The following is a 24,266-nucleotide window of genomic DNA, read 5'->3' as shown; positions in this document are numbered from 1 at the left end:
GGGATTTTTTTAAGATAAGATTAAAAATAGCGTTTTACGATCCGTAGCTTGTGGGTATACTTATTCCACGTCCTATGCAGGATGCCTTCGGAATCCACGTTATCGATCCGCACCTGGGCGGATGCGTGTAGGATGGTATCCATATCGAGCATAATCCCTACATGCGTAATACGTCCGTCGGCGTTGTCAAAGAATGCAAGATCTCCCGGACGTATTTCGGACAAGAAATCAACCACTGTTCCCTGCTCTGCCTGCTGGCACGCATCCCGCTGAAGCGAGATTCCGAAGTGGGAAAAGATAGCCTGACTAAGTCCAGAGCAATCTATGCCGTAACGGGTGCGTCCCCCCCACAGATACGGACCGTTTTTATAGTAGTCTACCAGCTTGGGAAACTCGGTATCAAAATCAGCTAATGTTGGACGACGGAGGTCAGCCTGTATGGTGTACGGGAACTCCGTCTGATTACCGGCAATCATCCACTTAGCGATTTTTACGCCAGGCAGTAGGTCTACAGCGTCCTGCCCACAAAGCGCCTGTCCTCCGGTAATATCCACAATCAATGATTCTTCCTTCGTTGGGAGACAATTTCCGTCTGTAATCTCTATGAATTGCCCATGCTGTATCCAACCTTCATACGGAACGTCCATAAGACGGATAAGATGCCAGTCCTTTTCGTGTTGTACAATTTCAAACGACTCTCCGAATAGGACCTGACTAACTATCTCGCTACGATGACTTGCAGATGCACGTAGCGGTACCACAGACAAATTACAAATACCTACCGCCATATTTTGTGTATTTTTATAAAACAAACAGTTGCATAACAATGTTGTTTGTTTATACGAAGATAACTTTTTATACCCCAAAAACATGAGTAACCATAGATTTAATCGAATATTACTAGCTGTCGACGACACGCCGTGCACGGAAAAGGCCATAGCTTACGCTAAGGACCTCGTGCGTGAATTCGGTTCGTCGTTAGCGGTTGTCACCGTCATTCCTCCAACCTCGCCAGCGAGTTACGGCGCAGATCCACTTCTCGGCCAGCAGCCCATAATTGTAGCGGAGGTGTCTGAAATTCAGCAGGAGGCGGCGCAACGCTATCTCGAAGAGATAGGATCGGAGTTTGCGGGGGCCCAAGAGGTATTTCTTTTCAATAAGGTAGGCAACGTACGGGATGAAATCCTGAATACCGCCGCCGAGTGGACAGCAGATCTCATCATCATGGGCTCGAACGGCCGCACGGGATTCGAACATTTTATCTCCGGCAGTGTTTCCGAATCGGTTATACGAAAGGCCAGCTGCCCCGTTTTGGTCGTGCCTGGTAAATGTGACTAGCTTCTACGGACGTTACACCTTTTTCCGTAGCCGGGCAGCAAACATGCTGTCCGCTTTATATTCGTATCCGGTAAAAAGGTTAGTCTGTTCTACCTGCAGTCCATGTTCCTTTTCAAGAAAAGAGAGCATCCCCTCATTTTCCTCTGAAAATACAGAGCATGTGATGTATATCAGTTGCCCATTCGGTTTGAGGTATGGCAACACGTTCGATGCTATCTTGCGCTGAAGCTGTGCATATTCCCGTATTTTGCCTACCTGAAATTGTTGAATCATTTCGGGGGTTCTGCCCCAGGTGCCCGAGCCGGAGCATGGGGCATCTAACACGATACCGTCAAATTGTCGCCCCGCCATGAGATGGCTAACGTCCTGAGATAGATCCAATACCTTTTTTTGGTAAGGGATTTTCACCTTCGACTTTTCAAAACGTTCGTCCAGATTCCGCAATATGCTCAATCTGATATCTGACACAAGCAAACGGATATCGGGGCGCCTGTCAATCAGTAGAAGCGATTTCCCTCCCGATGCTGCGCAAGCGTCCCACCACTCCTCCCCTCCGTTCACGATAGCAACGTCTAGGCTTTGCTGTGACGAGAGGTCCTGAACCTCGTATAACCCATGTATACTCCTTACTTCCTGCAGCTTACTTCCATTGGACAAGCGTAGGCTACCGTTACCAAGATCCTCGTAGACGATTCCCGCCCGGTCCAACTCTTGCGAAACAACACTTCTTCCGGTACTGTTTACACGTATAAAGAGGTCAGGCTGTATCAGGTGACTTGTAGAAAATCTAAGGGAATCGATTCCCTGAGACAGATGGGACGAAAAAGGAAAAATGTCTGTATCGACCTTCACATTCTCGCTTGCTAGAAAGTCGAGCTTTTCACTTAAGGATGCAACCATCAGACGGGCCCACTCCGGCTTATAGAGCCGGACAAGGTCGCTGTCCGTTTCGCAGAGAAATTCTGCAATGAGCAGGCGTTCGCTTTCTGTAGCGCCCGGCAGAGCCTTTCCAAGTCTAAAGTAATTGTAGCAAAAGCGGGTGGTCATTCGCCGGTCAGACGCTCCCATCTGACGGTTTTCCTTAAAGAAAGCGGTCAAAAAACGAGCTAGAGGCTCTTTGGCAGCGTAGGCGTGGAGCGCCTTCTGGAAGTTTCTGATCTGCTGTTCGACTCTGCGCGGACTAACTTCCTTCATTAATTTAGTTGAAAAGATGAACCCCTGTAAGTTTTGAAACTTAGAGCACTGTTCACGAATCCGGAAGCCTGATTGTAAGAGAATTCATACGCGCTAAACAGCCCATTAAAGCGCTCCTTGGTAAGATGATCACGATAGTTCTCTCCGTATTTTGCTAAAAGAGTTCCGAAATACCGCGCTGCATCATACCCTTTATAGGAATGATCAGAAGGATGTACTCCATACAGTGTGTAATAGGAGTCTCTGAACTTCTTTACCTCTCCTGTCCAGCTTTTAAGGTGGCTTTCCGTGGTGATTACAGGATTGAAGCTGGCAAAATCTTCATAACTGCTGAAATCTATGCGGTCCCAGAGTGGATGTCCGTATAGGTTAAATAAGTAGAAGCTTTCGGTAGCCTTCTTGCCTAAGTTGTTCAACAATGTGCGCAGTTGGAATTTATCGGTCGTACCAGCCACGATCATATTTGTGCCTGTCGTCGTAAGGACTTCATTAAGCTGGTTAACCGACGAAACAGATGTTACCTGTATGTTTGGCTTGGCCCGTTTTAATTCTGACACAAAACCACTTAAAAACTGCCGTCCATCGTTGTCGGCCGTGTTGTAAATAACGACCACGTCACCGGTGCTATAATCGTGGGCTACCTTGCCCGCCATAACTTTTGTGTGAATGTCTATGGATGGGGTTAAAGAAACAAGGTTGGGCAAATTGAATTCGCTGGCCTTGGATGCTGCCAAAGGATTGATCTGTAACACACCTTTTTGCGACACACTTGCACCAAACGCCCGTATCTCTTTTGGATACACCGGTCCGACAACCAATGCTGCGTTAGCCACGTCTTCCGACTTCGCTATTGCGACGTTCGCCATTTCGTTGTCTCTTGAATCCAATACATTTAACGAGAACGAACTGCCATTTTTGGCCAATTCGTCGAGTCCGAGCTGAAAGCCTTGATAAAAATCGAGAGCTATGGCCGATCTCTTAACGTCCTCCGTCGAAAGTGCGTTGGGCGTTAACCTGTCTAACTGGAACGGCAACACGAGCGCAATGCTATTCTCAAGCACCCGTTTCCCCTTTAAGCCTGCTTCAGCCTTATCGTTGGTCTCCTGTCCGCCTGGCGACTTATCGTCTTTTGGCGAAGTCGTTCCCCCGAGGTTGCCGCCTTTGTGATCAGGCGAACGTAACACACCGACACGGGGCGTACAAGCGCCTAATGACAGTGCCAGCCCTATAGCTAACAAAAGCTTATTCCCACTCAATAGTTGCCGGCGGTTTAGAACTGATATCATAAACGACTCTGTTGATCCCTTTAACATGATTGATGATTTCGTTTGAAATTTTTGCTAACAAATCATAAGGCAAGTGAATCCAATCAGCCGTCATACCGTCTAGCGAGCCCACTGCGCGCAGGGCCACGACATGTTCATATGTACGTTCGTCTCCCATTACGCCAACAGACTGAACGGGAAGGAAAATCGTTCCAGCTTGCCATACTTTATCATACCATCCCGCTTCCTTTAGGTTACGGATATAGATGTCATCTGCTTCCTGCAAAATCCGTACCTTTTCTTCCGTAATATCGCCGAGGACGCGAATCGCTAAACCAGGTCCCGGAAATGGGTGGCGTCCCAAGATATTTGGATCCACCTGAAGGGTCTTACCTACGCGACGGACTTCGTCCTTGAAAAGTGTCTTTAACGGCTCGACCACGCGAAGCTTCATAAAGTCCGGCAGCCCGCCGACATTGTGATGCGATTTTATCGTAGCCGATGGACCTTTAACGGAAATAGACTCTATAACATCCGGATAGATTGTTCCCTGTCCCAACCATTTTGCTTCTGCTCCCTCAGGAAGTTCCTGCTGGATATCTTTCGCAGCTTGGTCAAAAACATCGATAAATGCTGCACCGATTATTTTTCTTTTTTGTTCTGGTTCCGAAACGCCTTTCAGCCGGCCATAAAATAATTCCTTTGCGTTTACGCCTTTGATATTGAGGCCCATGTTTTTATAGGAATCCAACACCTGCTCATACTCGTTTTTGCGCAACAGTCCATGATCTACAAAGATACAGTGGAGGTTTTGTCCGATTGCCTGGTGTAATAAGACAGCCGCGACCGTCGAGTCCACACCGCCAGACAGCGCCATGATTACATGGTCATCGCCCAGCTGCTGCTTTAGTTCTGCCACGGTGGTGTCCACAAATGCATCCGCTGTCCAATCCTGTGTGCACCCGCAGATATCGACAACAAAGTTTTTGAGCAGAACCTGGCCGTCTGTGCTGTGCGTTACCTCCGGATGAAACTGTATACCGTAAGTACGTGTTCCTTCCACCTGATATGCTGCAACCCGGACTTTATCTGTACTGGCAATAATTCTAAAGTCAGACGGAACATCCTTGATCGTGTCGCCGTGGGACATCCACACCTGTGATTGCACGGGCACACCTTTTAATAAGTCGTTTTCCTGATCAACAAATTGAAGGTTAGCGCGCCCATACTCCCTAATTTCGGAAGGTAACACGTCGCCTCCCGACTTCTGCGCTAAGTATTGAGCGCCGTAACACACGCCCAGCAACGGAAAACGTGTCTGAATCGTGCTGTAGTCTATTTGGGGGGCGTCTGCCTGTCTCACGGAGTACGGACTTCCTGAAAAGATAACGCCTTTCACGGAGTCGTCAAAATCGGGCAGGTTATTGAAAGGATGGATTTCGCAATACACATTAAGCTCACGAACACGGCGGGCTATCAACTGTGTATACTGTGAACCAAAATCAAGGATGATAATTTTTTCCGACATGGCGCAAAGTTACGTATTCGTGTCGTAATTTTTAAGGAAATTTTACTTCCGACGTGCCGGCTATTCGGAAGCCGTTCTACATGATTGCTATATCCTGTCGGACAGCGATACGCTGCAAGCGCCACCACGGAGATAGATCCCACAGCGACAATCAGTCAATAAAGAGGATCTTACCTCCGGCAAATCGCCGTTGTTTCCTTTCTGAGGGATTGCCATATACTTTTATCGCGCCGCCGGCTCTCGTCTGTGCGTCCACGGATACAGAACTCCGCATCTCGCACAGGCCGCCGCCATTGACCCTGGCTATGCTCCTTTTAGCTTGAAGCCCTTCTCCATAATAATTTCCGCCAAAAGTCAGATTAACGCTTTGCGTTTCGCTGGTGCCGCGGAGCGCTACAATGCCTCCGGTGGTACTGTTGACATCCACATGCCCGGCTTCTATTTCTACGTCGATTTTCCCACCCTCGTTTACCCAGATAGTGAGCGAGTCGGCTTGCACCTTATGTCCCTCCGTCTGCACGATCGCCCCTTTTTGAACGGTGAAACGCTTGATGTGGGGTGCATATATGCTGATAAAGGTGTTTGCCCCTTTCAGCGGGTAGCCGCCGGCCATCTTGATACGCAGCTTGTCGGATTTTTGAATTACTTCTACTTTGTCCGCCAGCTCCCCCTCGATAGCAACATAATTATCCTCGCTAGGTATAAAGGTTACATTCAGCTTGTCTGTAACATCAAGTTCGGTAAACGGGCCAATCTGTACGGTGGTTTGTGCCCGAAGGTTGACGGCTATAAAGATGAGCAAGAAAAAGATACTAGATACTGCATTCATACGTTTATGATAACGTACAAAGATAGCTAAAGATTGTATCTACCGTCGGAGAAGTGCTAGTTCCTGTTGGGAATACATATTTGCGCCCTTCAGATACGTATACAAAAGATCTTTTGTGTTCTTATCGTTTAACTTGTAGAGATTATTCACCAAAAAATCTTTATCTTCTTCTATATTAGATTTGTACCCCAGGTACGAAGGAATGTAATATTGGATACACAAGCGTATATAACGTAATTCAACATTTTCTGGATTTTCGGCGATTTCTTTTTCCAGCATCTTTTTCCCGCTTTTGAAATACGTCATTTTCTTCAGCGGGTTGCCGGTGTGCTTAGCCATAAACATGTGATAAGCTGCCTCATACCCCCGTTCCACTGGAGAGTCTGCATGCTTTTCCAACGCTTCGAGGTGTTTTTTACATACCACTTCGTCTTTATGCCCCACTTTAAAATCCTTTCGGATATCTTTCAGGGACAGTGTTTGGGCGAACAATACGACAGTCGTGGCCAGCAGTTGCAGCAGTGTGATATAAAGACTTTTTTCAATCATAATTTTATCCGTTGGTTAATAGGGGAAGTTACAAAAAATAAGCCAATCTATTGGATAAAATTACGGTATAAGAAGTTAATAATACGCGTGGTAATTAACGGGTAGTCATTTTTATAGGTCGGGATACACCCGTTTGTAACAAGTACAAATCCGTAGCGTTCTTTTGGATGGAAGAACATGGCGCTATGTAAGCCATACGCGGATCCCGTGTGTCCGACCAGGTCGATACCGTCCAGAATCTGATCTGTTTTTTCCAACGCGAGACCGTAGTTCCGCCCCTCCGCCACGGGCGTCTGCATGGTTGCCGAGCTCTGCGGTTTTATCAGACGTACCCCCTTGTACTCGCCACCGTTCATATGCATGATCATATAGGCGGCTAAATCAACAGCAGATATCTTCATGCCTCCTGTAGGCGAAAATACCGGGGTGGATTCCCCCAGTTTATACGTCTGCAGCTCGGCTCTTCGGGGATGGTAGGCTGTGGGCTGGGGGATGAATCGTGAAGAAACGGTGTCATAGTCGTATAACGTGACGAAAGACGAGTGGTCTAGCGAATCAACGCAATAGCCTCCATATAGCTTTAAAGGATCCAGAATACGTCTTTTAATATAGCTATCGAAGCGTTCGCCTGTTTGCCGTTCAAGAACAGCACCGACCATATTGAAGTTTAAATTGCAGTATTGATACCCTTTTCCGGGTTCGTAATCATTGTAGGCGTCTCGCCAGTTTGGATTTTTTTCGGGATTAATGACATCAAGGTTAAAATATCCATTTTTATCACTGATACTGGAGGTATGCGACAGCACCATCCGGAGCGTGATCGGTGTATTGGGGAATTTGGGATTGCGCACGGGGAAGCCAATAAGTTCTCCGAAGTCAGCATCGAGGCTCAGGCGCCCATGCTCCACCAATTGCATAATGGCAGTAGCGGAAAACGATTTCGATATGGAGGCTATGCGGAAAATGTCCGTTACGGCGAGCGGCTCGCCGGTTTCCAGGTTCTTAGAGCCTACTGCGGTTTGAAAAACAGGCGCACCGTCTTTTACGACAACAACACTTATTCCCACTGCTTTAAATTCGTCTCCAATCGCTTTTAAACTGTCGCTTATCGCCTGTTGCCCAAAGCAAGCCTGTAAAAAGGACAAAAAAAATAATGTCGTTGTGACGCTAATTAGGTTCTTCATCTTTCGGTAGTTTGCTGTGAATTTACGGGTAAAAAGACAAAGTTTGCAAATGTTTTTAATGTTCATGCGTCGGTGCTATATTGTCAGCCCAAAGGATCCGTTCCGGATCCGGTATGGCTAGCTGGGTGTTAGTAGACTGGACGTTGATACTTTAGGCAACATACCTCAGCCCCCATCGAAGGGCGTATCCGATGGCGATTCCAACTACAAAGCTCGCCAGTGTACCCACAAGAATATACTCGGTAAATTTGGTGTCCTTCGCGTTGGTTAGGTCGCCAAACCGGAAGATCGATTTTGCTCCTAGGAGAAATCCTATTCCTGACAGAAAATTGAGCTGTATAAAAAGTACGATAAGGAGGCGCTCCATAATACCTATCAGCAAGCCGGCATCCGCCAAAGAATTTTGATGTTTATGCAAAAAGTCCAGATCCTTTGTCCATTTGCTAAAGAAGACGCGAAGCATGACCGGACTTGCGGCTGTAACCAGAACGAATGCTATGGCGTATAGCATTGCTTTCGGCGATAATAACAGCTGTTGCCATTCGGACGGAATTCCGTATTCGTATAATAGAACTGCCAGCAACGCGGCAATATGTAGCGCTTGATCGGCAATAAACAGCAGGAATGGTTTAAACGGCCAGCGTTTCTCCCCATATATCTTAAGGCTGTCAATCACTAAATGGGTACAGGCAATAAAAATAACCGTCTGCCAGCGCTCGGCAATCTCTGGCAATAAGAATAGAAATAGTAGCCCGCCATGAACAGCTACATGCAGCAGAAGATAAGATACCCGTTCCTTTCTCCTTTGTACCCAGCTTGTAGGCTGCAGGACAAAGTCGCCAAGTAAATGGGCTAAAAGCAGTTTCAGGAACAGGATCATCATAAGGTCAATAGGGCTTCTGTGCAGTACGCGATAGCGCGTTGTATTTTAATAAAGGAAGCTTTTTGCAGTTCGGTACTGATCTGACTTTGATATTTTTTGCCCAGCACGGCGGCGAGATCAATCTGGTTCATCCCCTCATTCCGTAAAGCAGCCTTTACTGTTTCAGCCATATTGGGAGTCCAGTGCCCACATAGCTCGGCCGCCAGTGTTAAAATAACATTGCACAGATCGTCCACCTTTTTATTAGGAGAACGTAAACATATTGTTTCTTTTTTTAGTTCGTCGAATGCCTCTCCGGAATATGTGAGGGCCGATCCAAAAGAGGTCTTGATAGCACCATCATCGTGGTCCTTTATTCCGATTCCTATACCTATCCGGACGTCTAATTTTAGCGCTATCATAGCAGCTTTGATGTAGAACGTTGCTTTCAGGGCTTCTTCCAGAGACAGTTCCGCCTGGAAGCTGTCGCCCCGAAAAATGTCGAAATTGTCCGTATAAGAAGAAATGGCCTCCTTTAATACGGAAAGCCATATATCCGGATTTTGCGTCCGGGAACGAATAACGTCTCCAGTTAAGATAGCGATTAGCTGTTGCATTTAGTCAAACTTAGAGAAATTTGAGATGATATGCAATTATCTCAAGGGGAATATATGTAAGGGCCGGCTCACAATAGGTTGAAAACAGATCCGCCTATATCATTAAAAGTACTGATATAGGCGGATATTATCTAAATTAATGATATTCTAAGTTATCAATCCAAACAGTGATACTTTCTGTATTTATTTAGACGACTATATTAATAATCTTCCCTTTTACGAATATGATCTTCTTCACCGCCTTTCCATCCAGAAAGCGCTGTACGTCATTATTTTCCAAAACAATGGCTTCCACCGCTTTTGCGTCTAAATCGAGCGCTAACGGAAGATTCATTTTCATTTTTCCATTCACCGAAACCGGATAAGCAAATTCCGACTCGACCAGGTGCGCCGGATTAAAGGCTGGATAGCTGGCGTAAGAAATGGTGCCCGCAGGATTTCCCAATAGTGACCACAGCTCCTCCGTAATATGCGGAGCGTACGGGTGCAGTGTAATGATCAGTTCTTGTAATATCTTTCTCTTATTACATTTTAATTCACTGAGCTCGTTGACGCAGATCATAAAAGCAGAGACCGAAGTGTTGAAAGAAAACCGCTCGATATCCTCTTCTACCTTCTTGATAATTTTATGTAATGCTTTATACTCCGCTTTTGTGGGCTCCTCGTCGGAAACAATAAAGTTGCCTGACGCATCGTGAAACAGACGCCACAACTTACGTAAAAATTTATATACGCCTTCTATACCATTGGTGTTCCACGGTTTAGCTTGCTCCAAAGGTCCTAAAAACATCTCGTAAAGACGCAACGTATCTGCTCCATAGGTAGCAATAATATCGTCCGGGTTCACGACATTAAATTTTGACTTCGACATCTTTTCGACCTCCGTCCCGCAAACATATCTGCCATTTTCCAACACAAATTCCGCATTCGCAAAGTCGGGTCGGAACGCTTTGAACTTTTCGGTATCTAAGATGTCGTTATGGACTATATTTACGTCTACATGCAAAGGAATTGTTTTATACTGATCCTTCAACCCAAGCGAGACAAACGTATTTGTTCCTTTTCCTTCCTCGTCGAGGACGCGATAAACAAAATTTGAACGTCCCTGGATCATTCCCTGATTGATCAATTTCTTAAAGGGTTCCTCTTCGTTATGATAACCGAGATCTTTAAGAACTTTATTCCAAAACCGCGAATACAACAGGTGTCCGGTGGCATGTTCGGATCCTCCGATGTATAAATCCACTGCTTTCCAGTAGTCTACCGCTTCTTTAGAAGCGAAAGCCTCGGTATTTTTAGGATCCATATAACGGAACCAGTACCACGACGATCCTGCCCATCCAGGCATTGTGCTGAGCTCATATTCATATTGCCCCTGATACTTCCAGTCACCAGCCCGCCCTAAAGGCGGCTCTCCTGTCTCCGTCGGAAGATATTTGTCGATCTCCGGCAACATCAAAGGAAGCTCATCTTCCTCGATTAAATACGGCAAGCCATTTTTGAAATATACCGGTACAGGCTCGCCCCAGTAGCGCTGCCGTCCAAATATGGCATCCCTCATGCGGAAATTCACTTTGGCTTTCCCCAGCTTCATCTCTTCCAGGCGTTTAATCACCGCCGCAACGGCCTCGTCATAGGTCAGCCCATTGATAAATCCGGAGTTGATGTACCTCCCGTCTTTATTGGGGTCTGCAGCTTCTTCAATCTGTTGTGTGTCCGAAATCCGAATGATCGGCAGTCCAAAGTGCTTTGCAAAAAGGTAATCCCGTTGATCTCCGGAAGGAACGGCCATTACCGCACCTGTTCCGTATCCGGCAAGTACATAGTCAGCTATCCAGATCTGCACGTCTTCGCCGGTCAGCGGATGTTTGGCGTATGCTCCCGTAAACACGCCTGACACCGTTTTTGCGTCGGCCATTCGGTCCAGCTCAGATTTTTTAGCCGTTTTTTCCCGGTAGGCGTCGACTTCCGCACGCTGTGCGTCGGTGGTCAACAGGTCTACCCACTCGTGTTCCGGCGCCAGCACTATAAAAGACACACCGAAAATCGTGTCCACGCGCGTTGTAAACACCTCTATCTCTTTATCTATCTGAGGCACGGGAAACTTCACGGAGGCCCCAACCGATTTACCAATCCAGTTCCGCTGCATCTCCACCAGGGGCTCTGGCCAATCGATCGTCTCTAAACCGCGGAGCAGGCGGTCTGCATAAGCGGTAATACGCATCGACCATTGCATCATTTTCTTCTGCTCCACCGGGTATCCGCCCCGCTCGGATACGCCGTTGATAACCTCATCGTTTGCCAAGACCGTTCCCAATGCCGCACACCAATTGACCGTGCTTTCCCGCAAATAAGCGAGTCTATATTTCAGTAGCTCCCGCTGCTTATCTTCTTCGGTAAATGCTTTCCACTCGTCAGCCGAAAATGTCAGAATATCCTCATCCGACACGGCCTCAACGCCCTGTGTACCAAAATTATTGAAATGATCAATTAATGTATTTATAGATTCAGCTTTATCCGTCCGATTGTTATACCAGGCATTGAACAGCTGCATGAAAATCCACTGCGTCCATTTGTAATATTGCGGCTCCGACGTTCTCACTTCCCTTGACCAATCGTACGAAAAGCCGATATTATCCAGCTGTTCACGATACCGCTTAATGTTCACCTCTGTTGTTACCGCGGGATGTTGTCCCGTCTGAATAGCATATTGTTCTGCAGGAAGACCGAAGGAGTCGTAACCCATCGGATGTAGTACATTATAGCCTTTTAACCGTTTGTATCTTGAGAAAATATCAGAGGCTATATATCCCAAGGGATGACCAACATGCAATCCTGCCCCAGATGGATAAGGAAACATATCCAGCACATAATATTTTGGTTTATCTGTTGTTTTTTCGGGCATAAATGTGCCGTTGTCCGCCCAAAACTTTTGCCACTTTTTTTCTAAAGATTGATGATTGTATTCCATTTTTTCCCTGTTTCTACTGATCAAGAAGAATGGCGAAATTAGCTATTTTACCTTAAAATAGACACAAAAGTTTCATAATAAACAATAAAATGTGGATATTAGATGTTAAATAATCTGGAGGGCTCCCGAAATTTTGATCGCATATTATTGCAGGAAATATTTCGTAAATGAGCATTATTATTTACTTTCGCATCAAAATACGTTATTAAACACTATATGTCGGTTTACGAAGAAGGTTCACGAAGAAAGAAAACGAAGTCTGTTTATGTATCGACGGTAATCAGTATAGCACTGGTTCTCTTAATGACAGGACTATTGGGATTGATCCTTGTACACGCTAAAAACCTATCAAAATACGTTAAGGAAAACATTGTGTTAAATATTATCGTTAACGACAATGTAAACGAAGGCGACGTATTGGCTATGCAAAAGGATATCGAGAAAGATCCATACGTATTACGTACCGAGTATATCAGTAAGGAACTTGCGGCCAAAAACCTCAAAGAGGACCTGGGCGAAGACTTCGTCGAATATTTAGGGCACAACCCCTTGCTTCCTTCTATAGATGTTTACCTAAAGGAGCAATACGCAAATACCGACAGCATCCAGACGTTTATCCAGAAGGCCTCAAAGAACAGCCGTGTCAAAGAGGTTGTTTATCAGGAATCACTCATTGATATGGTCAATAAAAACATCCGCATTATCGGTATTGTTATCTTGGCCTTTACCGTGGTTCTGCTCATTATCGCTGTAGCGTTGATCAATAATACAATCCGGTTGGCCATCTATTCGCAGCGTTTTCTAATTAAGAGTATGCAACTTATCGGGGCGACTAAGAACTTTATTCGCAAACCCTACCTCTTATACGGCATCTTCCACGGCCTCCTTGGCGCCTTGATCGCTATCCTTCTACTGATTTTCACCTTACAGTTTGCTCAAAAGCAAATTCCGGATCTCGTGTTTTTGCGTAACTGGTACGAGTTCGGTGCGATATTTCTTATCGTCGTCCTTTTAGGCGTCCTCATATCCGGCTTCAGCACCTATTTCGCCGTAACCAAGTACCTTAGAGCAAAGTCACATAGTTTATATCGCTAATCATCTCCATATGTCAGAAAAAAAGCAAAAAAGTATAACAACAAGCAACACGAAAATCGGGTTCGCTTTTGAACGGATTAATTACCAACTTTTTATCGCCAGTGTAATCGTGGTTTTCCTGGGCTTCCTATTAATGACAGGGAAGGAAGACATATATAGCTTTACAAAAATTACCCTTGCTCCTCTCGTAGTTGTCATTGGCTTCGCGCTTGGATTTGTTGCGATTTTATATAAACCCAGAAAGAAAAACACAGAACAGTAATGACCTATTTTCAGGCGATTGTTTTAGCAATCATCGAAGGACTGACAGAATTTTTACCTGTATCATCCACAGGTCATATGATAATCGGAACAGCATTGATGGGAATGGAGCCCTCTCCGTTCGTGAAACTCTTCACTATCGTTATACAGCTCGGTACGATCCTATCCGTTTTGTTTCTATATTTTAAACGTTTTTTTAGGTCGTTGGACTTTTATTATAAACTGGCTGTTGCGGCAATCCCCGCTTCTATATTAGGCTTGCTTCTGAACGACTTTATAGATTCTTTATTGGAAAGCCCGTTAACGGTGGCCGTCATGCTGGTCGTCGGCGGAGTGATCCTGCTTTTCGTCGATAAATGGTTTAACAGACCTCAGCTGGATAATTCAGACGACATCTCGTACAAGCAGTCCTTTATCATAGGGCTGTATCAGTGTTTAGCGTTGATCCCGGGTACCTCCCGCTCGGCCAGTACCATCGTGGGAGCCATGACGCAGGGCTTAACACGTAAGGCAGCAGCAGAATTTTCATTCTTTCTGGCGATCCCCATGATGTTGGGTGCCTCCGTTGTAAAATTGTATAAATTCTTTAAAGAAGGCCACACCTTTACGGGCGAAGAAATCAATCTACTGATCGTCGGCAATGTGGTCGGCTTCGTCGTGGCCATCATCGCCATTAAGACGTTTATCAATGTGCTGACCAGATACGGCTTTAAGGCGTTCGGCTGGTATAGGATTATCGTTGGACTGGTAATTATTGGATTATTACTCGGCGGACACAGTCTGCAAATTATATAGATGACAAATATAGAAGACATCCCTTCTTCTCCTTTTCGATTTGCTGAAGGCGAAGTTTTACTAATAGACAAGCCCTTAGAATGGACCAGTTTTGACGTGATAGGAAAGCTCCGTAACGCGATGAAACCGGAGAAAATAAAGGTCGGCCATGCGGGCACCCTCGATCCGCTGGCGACAGGACTGTTGATTGTCTGTACCGGAAAGTTCACGAAGACGATTGACACCTATCAGGCAGAAGACAAAGAGTATACTGGTATCATCACGTTGGGGGCAACCACACCTTCATACGACCTAGAAACAGAAGTTGATTCCACTTTCGACTATTCCCATATTAGCCACCATGATATATATCAGGTGGCCGCAAGCTTCGTGGGTATACAGGAACAATATCCCCCTGCGCATTCTGCGATAAAAATTAAGGGTGAACGCGTGTATGAAAAGGCTCGAAGAGGCGAAGATGTTGAGCTGAAACCGCGCCAAATCACAATCCATTCCTTTGATATAGAGCGCATTGCGCTTCCCGATGTATACTTCCGGATTAGCTGTACGAAAGGGACATATATCCGTTCTATAGCACACGATTTCGGGAAGGCGCTGCGAAATGGCGCCCATCTGAGCCAGCTTAGGCGAACAAAAAGTGGCAACTTTCATGTGGATAACGCTTGGAATCTCCAAGCACTAATTGATCAGATTAGATCACAGAAAGCAAAAGCACTAAATCAATAACATTAATCCTAATGTGGGAATGAAAATATACAGAAGCTTAGATGAATTTAAATCGTTGTCCCATGCTGTCGTTACCATCGGTACATTCGACGGTGTACATATAGGACATCAGAAGATATTATCTAAATTAAAAGAGTGCAGCCAGGAGATGGGTGGAGAGACAGTGTTGCTGACGTTCTTTCCACATCCCCGCTTAATCATCAATCCGAATGATGACAACCTACGTCTAATCAACGATATTGAAGAAAAAACCCACCGGCTGGCACTTTCGGGTATAGACCATCTTATCATCACGCCTTTTACACGCGACTTCTCCAACCAAACGCCGGAAGAATATATCAGTAATGTGCTTGTTGGGCGTCTGGGAACAAAACAGATCGTTATCGGATATGACCACCATTTCGGTAAGGACCGCCAAGGCTCCATCAAAGACCTAAAACACTTTGCAGAAATTTATGACTACGCCGTGGAGCAGATTCCTGAGCAGGATATAGAGGATGTTGCTGTGTCGTCTACCCGGATACGGGAATCCTTGATTAAGGGTGATATTGAAACGGCCAACAAGTATCTAGGTTATCCGTTTGAGCTGACGGGCACGGTGGTCCGCGGTGATCAAATCGGCCGGGAGATCGGTTTTCCGACCGCGAATCTAAACGTTCATGAGGCCCACAAACTGATACCTGCTTACGGGATCTATGCTGTAGAAGCCGAAATATATCCTACTGTACCATTTATACAGACCGGCGACTACATACATCCTGAGCCGGAACGGATTGCGAGAGGCATGGCCTATATCGGCACACGCCCTACCGTCGACGGCATGAATCGCAAAATAGAAATCAACCTCTTAGATTTTAGAGACGATATCTACACGAAAACACTGCGGATTAAATTTCTGAAGTTTATACGCCATGATCAGCGCTTCGAATCGTTAGACGCCATGAAAGAACAGATCAAAGCTGACGAAATAGCCATTCGGGCATATTTTCAAACGCGATGACTATCTAAAAAAGGTGAGGAGTTTCATTCCACGACCTCACCTTTTTGCTCATCTTTACGTTTTTTATATTCTTCCAATACGATCTGAAGCTGTTCTTCCTGCGTGAGATCTGAATTGTCCAGCACGAATGCATCTGCCGCCTGTCGCAGTGGACTTTCCTCGCGGGTACTATCAATATGGTCGCGGTGCGCCAGATTTTCGACGACCTCTTCCATCGTGATGGTCTCGCCCTTGGCCATGAGTTCAGCATACCGGCGTTCCGCCCTTACGCTTGGACTCGCCGTCATGAAAATCTTTAGGTCAGCGTCCGGGAAAACGGTCGTCCCGATGTCTCTGCCATCCATTACAATATTCCGTCTTTTTCCCAGCCGTTGCTGCTGCGCAACCATTGCCCTGCGTACTTCCTTAATCGCGCTTACTTCGCTTACCATGTCAGAGACGTACATGGTACGTATTTCGTCGGAAACATCCTCATCGTTCAAGAACACCTGGGTCTTGTCCGTGTTGGGAACAAAATCAATATGGATCTCGTCAAGCGCCCTGTTCACTGCCTCGACGTCTTTTAGGTCAATATCATTCCTCAAAAAATAAAGGGTCACCGCCCTGTACATTGCGCCGCTGTCGATAAACACAAAGTGGAGTTTCTTGGCCAGCGACTTGGCCACAGTACTTTTACCGCAAGAGGAGAAGCCGTCGATGGCTATGATAAAGTTCTGACGCGACATTATTTACTTCCTCCAATGACAATACCGGGCTTATTCACCAACGGAACTTTAATGAGATTTTCGTCCACAATACTTTCGGGTAAAAATATATATTTCTTATCGTAAATGGTATTGTCAATATAATAACTTAACCAATATTCGTTTGTTAGGCCAAAAACCTCCGAGTCAATGGCTTCTATTTTAGTGGCTGTAGCACCCCCTATCTCCCCGAGAAAGTGCCTCAAGGTGGTGGTCTTCACTTCTCGCCCATCCTTCTGTCCATAGCCTTTTGACGAAACGAGAACGTTAACCAGCGGTTCTTCTTTTTCATTCACTAAATAGACATTCCAAACCTTATCCGAAGGTGTCTCGCTTTCCAGAACCACGGCTATCGAAATGTCTTCAACAATATTTTCGGGTAGGTCTTTTTTCATAACTACTTCTTACTTTTGGCTTTTCCAGCCGTTGCCTTCGTTGTCTTTGCAGCTTTAGTACCCGTTTTCTTTGATGCGCCGGTTTTCGCCTTGGGATCAGCTGCAGCCCACTTTAACACATCGTCGTAGCTTATTTTATCGACATCTGTACCCTTCGGAATTTTTATATTTTGCTTTCCGAACCGGACAAACGGCCCCCAACGGCCGTTCTCAATCTGCGCCTCCGGATTCTCCTCGAAAACGCGGATAACCTTTTCAATATCTTTTTGACGTTTATCTTTAATAATTTGAATAGCGTCATTTTCGTTGACGTCCATTGGATCCATTCCCTTAGGCAACGAATAGAAGGCGCTTGCGTGCCGGATATAAGGGCCAAACCGACCTACCGCGACAGTCATCTCCTTCCCTTCAAATTCGCCCACTTTCTTCGGCAGCTTGAATAGATCCATAGCCTCCTCAAAGGTTATCGTCTCTATCATCTGTCCTTTACGCAGCGATGCAAAGCGCGGTTTCTCCTCATCATCCGCCGAGCCTATCTGAACCAACGGACCAAAGCGGCCCACGCGCACGGTTACGGGCTTCCCTGATACGGGATCTGTACCCAGCTCGCGCTCATGCGTCGCCCGATCGGCGTTCTCCAGCGTGTCCTGTATGCCTTCATGAAAAGGGCCGTAAAAGTCCTTCAACATGACGGTCCATTCCTTATCACCCTGCGCGATCTCGTCGAACTCTTTCTCGACCTTTGCCGTAAAGTGGTAATCTATGATATCGTTAAAGTGCTCCACGAGAAAATCGTTGACGAGCACACCTATATCGGTAGGGAACATTTTCGCACGCTCGGCGCCCGTGATTTCGCTCTTTATTTCTTCTACTACCTGTCCCTGTCCTAGAGATAACACGGTATATTTACGTTCACGTCCATCACGATCTTCTTTTACAACATACCCTCTGTTCTGTATGGTTGAAATTGTCGGCGCATATGTTGATGGCCGACCAATTCCCAGCTCCTCAAGCTTCTTAACCAGCGACGCTTCCGTATACCGTGCTGGAGGACGGGAGAACCGTTCAGTGGCTGTCATTGATCTGAGTTCCAGACGCTGCGCCTTTTCTAGCGGCGGAAGAAGCGTGTTGTCGCCATCATCATCGTTTGTGTCGTCGTCCGTAGACTCCATATACACTTTCAAAAAGCCGTCAAACTTCATGACTTCGCCTGTTGCCACCAGTTCTTCTTTTCTGGTAGATACCGCGATTTTAGCCGTCGTTTTCTCGAATTCCGCTTCGCTCATCTGCGAGGCGATAGCTCTTTTCCATATAAGCTCGTAAAGCCGACGTTCTGCATTATCTCCATCTATACTGTGAGCGGAGAAATACGTTGGGCGGATAGCTTCGTGCGCTTCTTGAGCACCGGCAGATTTGGTCTTATAACGCCGTAGCTTATGGTACTTCTCTCCATACGCTTTAACGATTTCCTCCTGCGCGGCCTGAATAGCCGTATCACTTAGATTGACGGAATCTGTACGCATATAGGTGATCCGTCCGGCTTCATAAAGCCGTTGCGCAACCTGCATGGTACGGGCTACAGAAAAACCGAGCTTCCGGCTGGCTTCCTGCTGCAACGTCGACGTCGTAAAGGGGGCTGATGGCGTCCGTTTAGCAGGCTTTTTTTCTAAGGAGCTGACCTCAAATGCCGCCGTGATACAGTCGTGTAGAAACTGTTGAGCGTCTTCTTTCTTTTCGAACCGATGCGGCAGCTCGGCCTTAAACTGTTCGCGGCCTTTTCCTGTCGTAAAATGCGCGACAATCTTGAACGAAGCTTCCGCTTCAAATCGGTTGATTTCCCGCTCCCTTTCAACAATGAGCCTCACCGCCACAGATTGCACCCGACCTGCTGACAGCGATGGCTTCACCTTTCGCCATAGCACCGGCGACAGCTCAAATCCCACGAGCCTATCCAATACACGCCGCGCCTGCTGCGCGTTGACGAGATTAAAATCGATCTTACGAGGCTGTTCAATAGCCCGCAGAATGGCGGGCTTGGTAATTTCATGAAAAACGATGCGTTTGGTTTTGTCTTCTTTTAAAGCTAACGTTTCGTATAGGTGCCAGGATATGGCCTCTCCTTCGCGGTCCTCATCGGAAGCCAACCAGACCGTCTCGGCGTCCTTAGCTAGTTTCTTTAACTCGCTGACCACGGCCTTTTTGTCTGACGGCACCTCATATTTCTGTTTAAAATTGTTTTCTATATCAATTGCGTCATCCGTCTTCACTAAATCCCGAATGTGCCCGTAACTGGACTTCACAAGAAAGTCTTTCCCTAAATATCCTTCTATCGTTTTGGCCTTAGCCGGTGACTCTACAATCAGTAAATTTTTTGCCATTTAAATGAATGATTTCTGCAAATAAAGGTATTTCGAAATGGAATGACAATAATTTTTGTCACTTCACCTCAAAAAAAGCGCAATTTATAGTCTAACCAAGAAACACGATATCCATAATATAGAAAACAGCGAAAATAACGGAGGCGACGCCGTTAGTCGTCATAAACGCCCGATCGACCCTACTTAAGTCATTGGGGCTTACGATACGGTGCTGGTAGACCAGAAGCACGCCATAAAATATAACGCCTAGGTAGTAAAACCAGCCAACAGGCATATAGTGGGCTGGAAGCAAAACAAATATAAAGGAGATTACATGGAGCATTTCCGATATCCGCAAAGCTCCCCTTGCGCCAAAATACGCGGGAATGGACTTCAGTCCGTTTGCTCTGTCGAACTCCTCATCCTGTAAGGCATAAATTATATCAAAACCTCCCGACCAGCACATCACCGCTATGCCATAAAAAACCGGTATAACATGGAATTGGCTGGTTACAACAAGATAAGCCCCGACAGGTGCTAAGCCCAGCCCCACTCCTAATACCAAATGACACAATGGTGTAAACCGCTTTGTATAACTATAAAACAAGACAACGAACAAGGCAACCGGCGAAAGTAAAAAACATAACGTATTGATGAAGTATGTTGCTGCGACAAACAGCAGACAATTGACTATTGTAAATGTTAACGCGTTTTGGGGAGACACCCTCCCTGCCGGTATGTCACGCATGGCTGTACGTGGGTTTTTGGCATCAATGTCTCTATCGAGAAACCTATTGAAAGCCATGGCGGCGCTACGGGCCGTAACCATACACACCAACATCAGAATAAGCTTCTTCCAGTCGAACGTATGCGATGTCGTCTGCAAGGCTAAAAAGAATCCGATCAACGCAAATGGAAGAGCAAAGACGCTATGTGCAAATAGCACTAAAGACATGTATTTCTTCATTCTGTTATTCTACCGTGGGGGGGTGAAATTGTTGGTTTATTCCGTCTATGATCGACAGGATTTCTGCCGTTCCAAGCTTGGTTTCGGCCGACGTCAAAAAATGTGCGGGCACTTCCTCGAACCACTGTAAAAGAGCGGCTCTGAACTTGGCTATATTTTGGTCTGACTTGATTTTTGACTGTTTATCGGCTTTGGTAAACACAATCATAAACGGAATTCCTTGCTCGCCCAACCAATAACAGAAATCTAAATCTATCTTTTGCGGTTCATGCCGACTATCTACCAACACAAAGACGCACTGTAAATTCGCCCTGAGCACCAGATAACGCCGAATAAATTTCTCCCATTCTGCCCTGTTCTTTTTAGAAGCCTGTGCGAACCCGTATCCCGGAAGATCCACCAGATACCAGTCGTCGTTTATCAAAAAATGATTTATTAGCTGGGTCTTACCAGGCTTCTGGGATGTCTTTGCCAGTCCCTTTTTGCCCGTCAAACTGTTAATTAAAGACGATTTGCCGACATTGGAACGTCCAATAAAGGCATATTCGGGGAGCGTCGGGCCAGGAAGCTTTTCTATTTTTGTATTGCTACAAACAAATTCAGCCGATTTTATATGCATATCACAAAGGTAAATAATTCCGCTAGCTTAAAGCAACTCAATTTTTTCTACGACAGGCGCAACGGTCGACGACCCGTCCGACTGCCGCGCATGTCCGGCTGCGCTCTCAAGGACGCATCAGATCGCATAATGATCAGGAGCCTCGGTCGGCCTCCCATGCTGGCGACGCTTTGCACAAGGACCCTTAAGCCGAAAAACCTCTTATAGCGCACGCTCTACCACGAAAGTTTTTCCGAATGTTATTAACTTTCCTTATTTTTCGCTTACTTTAACTAAATTTATATAACCAATGCTTGAAATAGAAAATATAGTAAAACAGTATAGTAATCACCGTGCGCTAGACGATGTATCGCTTTCTGTTCCAAAGGGAAGTATTTTTGGCCTGCTTGGCCCCAATGGGGCCGGAAAAACCTCGCTAATACGGATAATTAATCAGATAACCGCTCCGGACAGCGGCGAGATATATTTTGACGGAGAAAAACTACAGCCCAAACATATCGAACGAATAGGCTACCTCCCAGAGGAACGAGGCCTATACAAGAAAATGCGGATCGGTGAACAGCTGCTATACCTCTCCCAGCTAAAGGGGCTTTCCAGAAGCACGGCTGTGCAAAAAATAAGGTACTGGTTTGAGAAGCTGCAAATAGAAAGCTGGTGGGACAAGAAAGTTGAGGACCTCAGCAAAGGGATGCAGCAAAAGGTGCAGTTTGTGGCCACCGTCGTTCATGAACCGGATCTTATCATTCTCGATGAACCGTTCTCGGGCTTTGATCCGCTTAATACACAGATAATCCAACAGGAGATCATCGAGTTGAACAGGAAGGGTGCTACCATTATTTATTCTACACACCGTATGGAGTCTGTGGAAGAGATGTGCGACAGTATCGCGTTAATCAACAAGTCAAAGAAAATCCTGGATGGTCCTGTCCGCGACATAAAAAAGGCCTACCAAAACCAAACGTATCGCATCCTTTTCGAGCGGAGCGGCGAAGCTGATGTGTTTAATCAATCGACAGCGCTATTTACCGTGGTGGAGCAACAGGACAGGTATGAGGTACAGGACATAACCATAAAGATAGCACCGCACACCTCTTTAAACGAGGTGCTTTTATATCTTCTTCCGCACATTACCGTACACCAGGTTCTGGAGATCATCCCTTCTATGCACGACATATTTATAGACAACGTGACCAAGCTAACCAATTAACTGACTAAAGACCATGAATAAAATTGCTTTAATTATATTACGGGAGTACACGAGTAGAGTAAAAAAGAAATCTTTTCTTCTCACAACCTTTCTCGTGCCCCTCTTTTTTATCGCCATGTATGTCGGTGTGTTTTTCCTGACAAAAAAGAGTTTCGAGGAGTCACATGCTCTCGTACATGTCGTCGATCAACAAGGAGATATACAAAACAAACTCAAGAGCAACAAAAATATAACCTATATTGTTTCCAATGTTGCTCTTCAAGAAGAGATAGAAAGCCTGAAGGATAAAGAAAAAAATACAAATTTATTGATCATTCCCGACGACTTTCTCGAAAGCCGACGTGTCGAACTGTTATCGGCGGGCAAGCCAAATATAACCACGCAGGCAGAAATCAGAGAGCAGCTGAAGGAAATAATCCGGACAGCGGAATATACCAAGCTGGGCATCGATGTGGCAAGCATCCAGCGTGTCAACGACCGGGTGACCATCTCCACAAAAGAAATAACCGATGAAGGCGATGCGAAGGAGAGCCATACTGAAATAGCTATGGGCGTTGCCATGGCGCTGTCAGTTTTGATCTATTTATCGCTTTTTCTGTACGGTGCGCAGGTTATGCGTGGAATTATCGAAGAAAAGTCCAACCGGATTATCGAGGTCATCATTTCGTCGGTCAAACCTTTTCAGCTAATGATTGGAAAGATAGTAGGCATCGGCCTTGTTGGCCTGACTCAATTCCTATTGTGGGTCCTCCTCACGCTGGCACTCAGCAGCGCTGCCACAACCATGCTATATGATCAAAATAGCACGACCGAACTGGCTGGCTCTATAGAAGAAGGTGGCCTTGGAAAGCCTCAATCGCTGGAAATCATGGACGCCCTCCAGTCTATACATCTCGGGGAGCTGTTAATTTGCTTTTTCTTATTCTTCCTTGGAGGCTATTTTCTTTATAGCGCGCTTTTCGCCGCTGTGGGATCTGCTGTCGACAGCGAAACAGAGGCCTCCCAGTTCACCATGCCTATCACCATGCCGTTGCTCTTAACTTACGTGCTATCATTCGGCGTCCTGGTAAACGATCCTCACGGCAGTATTGCTACGTGGCTTAGCTTTATTCCTTTCACCTCTCCGATTGCTATGCTGGTGCGTATACCGTTCGGCGTTCCCCTTTGGCAGATCGCAACATCCTTGGCATGTTTGATTGTAGGTTTCCTTATTACCACGTGGGCAGCGTCACGCATTTATAGAGTTGGTATACTTATGTATGGAAAAAAAGCTAGTTTTAAGGAACTTATCAAGTGGTTCAGTTATAAACGATAACGTATAAACGCGAAAAACATGAATACATCAGAAAATGTCGGAACGAAAAAATCAGGGAAGCTCGGAAAAATTCTCAGTTGGATAGTAGTTATTCTCCTCATCGGAGTTTCGGGGTACGTCTATTACAAATATTACTTTGTCTTTGGGGAAGGCGTAAAATCAGGATACCTTAATTATGCCGTAAAAAAAGGGAATCTTTTTAAAACGTACGAAGGGAAACTGATTCAGGAAGGGTTCGGCAACAGTAAAAAAGGACCGGGCATTTCCAGTAATGAGTTTGAGTTTTCCGTCGAGAACGATTCCATATTCCGCCTGTTGGAGCTTAACAGCGGAAAGTACTTCGACCTCCATTATAAAGAGTACCACGGCGTGCTGCCGTGGCGCGGAAATACCCGATATATTGTCGACCAGGTTATTCATATGCAATAACTGCCATACATTTTTCCGGA

24 protein-coding genes are annotated in these 24,266 nt (G+C 45.9%); 9 read left to right on the top strand and 15 right to left on the bottom strand.

Annotated elements, in window-relative coordinates:
- Nucleotides 1-20: 20 nt before the first annotated feature.
- Nucleotides 21-788: a C40 family peptidase gene (locus tag BC792_RS08810; RefSeq protein ID WP_148908635.1), complete on the bottom strand. Its 768-nt coding sequence runs from the start codon at nt 786-788 to the stop codon at nt 21-23.
- An 82-nt stretch (nt 789-870) separates the two neighbouring features.
- On the opposite strand from BC792_RS08810, the gene BC792_RS08805 reads away from it, so the two are divergent.
- Nucleotides 871-1,338 (top strand): universal stress protein, encoded by a 468-nt coding sequence (locus BC792_RS08805; protein ID WP_148908634.1) that lies wholly within the window; start codon nt 871-873, stop codon nt 1,336-1,338.
- 12 nt (nt 1,339-1,350) lie between these two features.
- Here BC792_RS08805 and BC792_RS08800 read toward each other — a convergent pair whose 3' ends face one another.
- From BC792_RS08800 to leuS, 9 genes are all read right to left on the bottom strand, one after another.
- Nucleotides 1,351-2,532 (bottom strand): RsmB/NOP family class I SAM-dependent RNA methyltransferase, encoded by a 1,182-nt coding sequence (locus tag BC792_RS08800; protein ID WP_148908633.1) that lies wholly within the window; start codon nt 2,530-2,532, stop codon nt 1,351-1,353.
- Nucleotides 2,532-3,818 (bottom strand): ABC transporter substrate-binding protein, encoded by a 1,287-nt coding sequence (locus BC792_RS08795; protein WP_246154935.1) that lies wholly within the window; start codon nt 3,816-3,818, stop codon nt 2,532-2,534. The genes BC792_RS08800 and BC792_RS08795 overlap by 1 nt, the downstream gene beginning before the upstream one ends.
- Nucleotides 3,775-5,325, bottom strand: a complete 1,551-nt coding sequence (gene guaA, locus BC792_RS08790; RefSeq protein ID WP_148908632.1) for a glutamine-hydrolyzing GMP synthase — start codon at nt 5,323-5,325, stop codon at nt 3,775-3,777. Before guaA ends, BC792_RS08795 begins: the two co-directional genes overlap by 44 nt.
- Nucleotides 5,326-5,476: 151 nt before the next feature.
- Nucleotides 5,477-6,154 (bottom strand): head GIN domain-containing protein, encoded by a 678-nt coding sequence (locus BC792_RS08785; protein WP_148908631.1) that lies wholly within the window; start codon nt 6,152-6,154, stop codon nt 5,477-5,479.
- A 39-nt stretch (nt 6,155-6,193) separates the two neighbouring features.
- Complete coding sequence (locus BC792_RS08780; protein ID WP_148908630.1) at nt 6,194-6,703, bottom strand: hypothetical protein; 510 nt, start codon at nt 6,701-6,703, stop codon at nt 6,194-6,196.
- A 47-nt stretch (nt 6,704-6,750) separates the two neighbouring features.
- Nucleotides 6,751-7,887, bottom strand: a complete 1,137-nt coding sequence (locus BC792_RS08775; protein ID WP_148908629.1) for a serine hydrolase domain-containing protein — start codon at nt 7,885-7,887, stop codon at nt 6,751-6,753.
- A 151-nt stretch (nt 7,888-8,038) separates the two neighbouring features.
- A complete protein-coding gene (locus BC792_RS08770) occupies nt 8,039-8,770 on the bottom strand; it encodes a DUF3307 domain-containing protein (protein WP_148908628.1) in 732 nt (243 codons plus the stop codon).
- A complete protein-coding gene (locus tag BC792_RS08765; protein WP_148908627.1) occupies nt 8,767-9,366 on the bottom strand; it encodes a hypothetical protein in 600 nt (199 codons plus the stop codon). Before BC792_RS08765 ends, BC792_RS08770 begins: the two co-directional genes overlap by 4 nt.
- Before the next feature lie 187 nt (nt 9,367-9,553).
- Entirely contained in the window at nt 9,554-12,337 is a 2,784-nt protein-coding gene (gene leuS / locus BC792_RS08760; RefSeq protein ID WP_148908626.1) for a leucine--tRNA ligase, read from the bottom strand.
- 216 nt (nt 12,338-12,553) lie between these two features.
- On the opposite strand from leuS, the gene BC792_RS08755 reads away from it, so the two are divergent.
- From BC792_RS08755 to BC792_RS08735, 5 genes are read left to right on the top strand one after another with little or no spacing between them, the layout of a single operon-like run.
- The gene (locus BC792_RS08755) at nt 12,554-13,432 is read left to right on the top strand and encodes a cell division protein FtsX (RefSeq protein ID WP_148908625.1); all 879 of its coding nucleotides are present in this window, start codon (nt 12,554-12,556) and stop codon (nt 13,430-13,432) included.
- A gap of 10 nt (nt 13,433-13,442) precedes the next feature.
- A complete protein-coding gene (locus BC792_RS08750) occupies nt 13,443-13,694 on the top strand; it encodes a DUF3098 domain-containing protein (protein ID WP_148908624.1) in 252 nt (83 codons plus the stop codon).
- A complete protein-coding gene (locus tag BC792_RS08745) occupies nt 13,694-14,488 on the top strand; it encodes an undecaprenyl-diphosphate phosphatase (protein WP_148908623.1) in 795 nt (264 codons plus the stop codon). The genes BC792_RS08750 and BC792_RS08745 overlap by 1 nt, the downstream gene beginning before the upstream one ends.
- The gene (gene truB, locus BC792_RS08740; protein ID WP_148908622.1) at nt 14,489-15,214 is read left to right on the top strand and encodes a tRNA pseudouridine(55) synthase TruB; all 726 of its coding nucleotides are present in this window, start codon (nt 14,489-14,491) and stop codon (nt 15,212-15,214) included.
- 19 nt (nt 15,215-15,233) lie between these two features.
- Nucleotides 15,234-16,214: a bifunctional riboflavin kinase/FAD synthetase gene (locus BC792_RS08735; RefSeq protein ID WP_148908621.1), complete on the top strand. Its 981-nt coding sequence runs from the start codon at nt 15,234-15,236 to the stop codon at nt 16,212-16,214.
- A 23-nt stretch (nt 16,215-16,237) separates the two neighbouring features.
- Here BC792_RS08735 and cmk read toward each other — a convergent pair whose 3' ends face one another.
- The 5 genes from cmk to yihA form a co-directional block, all read right to left on the bottom strand.
- Complete coding sequence (gene cmk, locus BC792_RS08730; RefSeq protein ID WP_211357505.1) at nt 16,238-16,939, bottom strand: (d)CMP kinase; 702 nt, start codon at nt 16,937-16,939, stop codon at nt 16,238-16,240.
- On the bottom strand, nt 16,939-17,352 hold the full coding sequence (locus tag BC792_RS08725) for a hypothetical protein (protein WP_148908619.1): 414 nt from the start codon (nt 17,350-17,352) through the stop codon (nt 16,939-16,941). The genes cmk and BC792_RS08725 overlap by 1 nt, the downstream gene beginning before the upstream one ends.
- Before the next feature lie 2 nt (nt 17,353-17,354).
- Nucleotides 17,355-19,730, bottom strand: a complete 2,376-nt coding sequence (gene topA, locus BC792_RS08720; RefSeq protein WP_148908618.1) for a type I DNA topoisomerase — start codon at nt 19,728-19,730, stop codon at nt 17,355-17,357.
- 91 nt (nt 19,731-19,821) lie between these two features.
- Nucleotides 19,822-20,676: a 4-hydroxybenzoate octaprenyltransferase gene (locus BC792_RS08715; protein WP_148908617.1), complete on the bottom strand. Its 855-nt coding sequence runs from the start codon at nt 20,674-20,676 to the stop codon at nt 19,822-19,824.
- A 4-nt stretch (nt 20,677-20,680) separates the two neighbouring features.
- Nucleotides 20,681-21,295, bottom strand: a complete 615-nt coding sequence (gene yihA / locus BC792_RS08710) for a ribosome biogenesis GTP-binding protein YihA/YsxC (RefSeq protein WP_148908616.1) — start codon at nt 21,293-21,295, stop codon at nt 20,681-20,683.
- 289 nt (nt 21,296-21,584) lie between these two features.
- On the opposite strand from yihA, the gene BC792_RS08705 reads away from it, so the two are divergent.
- Genes BC792_RS08705 through BC792_RS08695 form a run of 3 tightly spaced genes read left to right on the top strand, consistent with a single transcriptional unit; the run spans nt 21,585 to nt 24,246 of the window.
- Complete coding sequence (locus BC792_RS08705) at nt 21,585-22,502, top strand: ABC transporter ATP-binding protein (protein WP_148908615.1); 918 nt, start codon at nt 21,585-21,587, stop codon at nt 22,500-22,502.
- 13 nt (nt 22,503-22,515) lie between these two features.
- Nucleotides 22,516-23,817: an ABC transporter permease gene (locus BC792_RS08700; protein WP_148908614.1), complete on the top strand. Its 1,302-nt coding sequence runs from the start codon at nt 22,516-22,518 to the stop codon at nt 23,815-23,817.
- An 18-nt stretch (nt 23,818-23,835) separates the two neighbouring features.
- On the top strand, nt 23,836-24,246 hold the full coding sequence (locus BC792_RS08695; RefSeq protein ID WP_148908613.1) for a hypothetical protein: 411 nt from the start codon (nt 23,836-23,838) through the stop codon (nt 24,244-24,246).
- Nucleotides 24,247-24,266: the final 20 nt, after the last annotated feature.

The organism is Sphingobacterium allocomposti (assembly GCF_008124885.1).
Lineage (GTDB): Bacteria > Bacteroidota > Bacteroidia > Sphingobacteriales > Sphingobacteriaceae > Sphingobacterium > Sphingobacterium allocomposti.
This window is presented reverse-complemented; position numbering and strand designations above follow the sequence as displayed.

Bases quoted from the DNA above. Each gene is read 5' to 3' on its own strand.
- leuS (WP_148908626.1), bottom strand. From the start codon at position 12,337: ATGGAATACAATCATCAATCTTTAGAAAAAAAGTGGCAAAAGTTTTGG.
- cmk (WP_211357505.1), bottom strand. From the start codon at position 16,939: ATGTCGCGTCAGAACTTTATCATAGCCATCGACGGCTTCTCCTCTTGC.
- BC792_RS08780 (WP_148908630.1), bottom strand. From the start codon at position 6,703: ATGATTGAAAAAAGTCTTTATATCACACTGCTGCAACTGCTGGCCACG.
- BC792_RS08725 (WP_148908619.1), bottom strand. From the start codon at position 17,352: ATGAAAAAAGACCTACCCGAAAATATTGTTGAAGACATTTCGATAGCC.
- truB (WP_148908622.1), top strand. From the start codon at position 14,489: ATGACAAATATAGAAGACATCCCTTCTTCTCCTTTTCGATTTGCTGAA.
- BC792_RS08745 (WP_148908623.1), top strand. From the start codon at position 13,694: ATGACCTATTTTCAGGCGATTGTTTTAGCAATCATCGAAGGACTGACA.
- BC792_RS08715 (WP_148908617.1), bottom strand. From the start codon at position 20,676: ATGAAGAAATACATGTCTTTAGTGCTATTTGCACATAGCGTCTTTGCT.
- BC792_RS08785 (WP_148908631.1), bottom strand. From the start codon at position 6,154: ATGAATGCAGTATCTAGTATCTTTTTCTTGCTCATCTTTATAGCCGTC.
- guaA (WP_148908632.1), bottom strand. From the start codon at position 5,325: ATGTCGGAAAAAATTATCATCCTTGATTTTGGTTCACAGTATACACAG.
- BC792_RS08770 (WP_148908628.1), bottom strand. From the start codon at position 8,770: ATGATGATCCTGTTCCTGAAACTGCTTTTAGCCCATTTACTTGGCGAC.
- topA (WP_148908618.1), bottom strand. From the start codon at position 19,730: ATGGCAAAAAATTTACTGATTGTAGAGTCACCGGCTAAGGCCAAAACG.
- BC792_RS08700 (WP_148908614.1), top strand. From the start codon at position 22,516: ATGAATAAAATTGCTTTAATTATATTACGGGAGTACACGAGTAGAGTA.
- BC792_RS08810 (WP_148908635.1), bottom strand. From the start codon at position 788: ATGGCGGTAGGTATTTGTAATTTGTCTGTGGTACCGCTACGTGCATCT.
- yihA (WP_148908616.1), bottom strand. From the start codon at position 21,295: ATGCATATAAAATCGGCTGAATTTGTTTGTAGCAATACAAAAATAGAA.
- BC792_RS08705 (WP_148908615.1), top strand. From the start codon at position 21,585: ATGCTTGAAATAGAAAATATAGTAAAACAGTATAGTAATCACCGTGCG.
- BC792_RS08750 (WP_148908624.1), top strand. From the start codon at position 13,443: ATGTCAGAAAAAAAGCAAAAAAGTATAACAACAAGCAACACGAAAATC.
- BC792_RS08695 (WP_148908613.1), top strand. From the start codon at position 23,836: ATGAATACATCAGAAAATGTCGGAACGAAAAAATCAGGGAAGCTCGGA.
- BC792_RS08805 (WP_148908634.1), top strand. From the start codon at position 871: ATGAGTAACCATAGATTTAATCGAATATTACTAGCTGTCGACGACACG.
- BC792_RS08775 (WP_148908629.1), bottom strand. From the start codon at position 7,887: ATGAAGAACCTAATTAGCGTCACAACGACATTATTTTTTTTGTCCTTT.
- BC792_RS08795 (WP_246154935.1), bottom strand. From the start codon at position 3,818: ATGATATCAGTTCTAAACCGCCGGCAACTATTGAGTGGGAATAAGCTT.
- BC792_RS08755 (WP_148908625.1), top strand. From the start codon at position 12,554: ATGTCGGTTTACGAAGAAGGTTCACGAAGAAAGAAAACGAAGTCTGTT.
- BC792_RS08800 (WP_148908633.1), bottom strand. From the start codon at position 2,532: ATGAAGGAAGTTAGTCCGCGCAGAGTCGAACAGCAGATCAGAAACTTC.
- BC792_RS08765 (WP_148908627.1), bottom strand. From the start codon at position 9,366: ATGCAACAGCTAATCGCTATCTTAACTGGAGACGTTATTCGTTCCCGG.
- BC792_RS08735 (WP_148908621.1), top strand. From the start codon at position 15,234: ATGAAAATATACAGAAGCTTAGATGAATTTAAATCGTTGTCCCATGCT.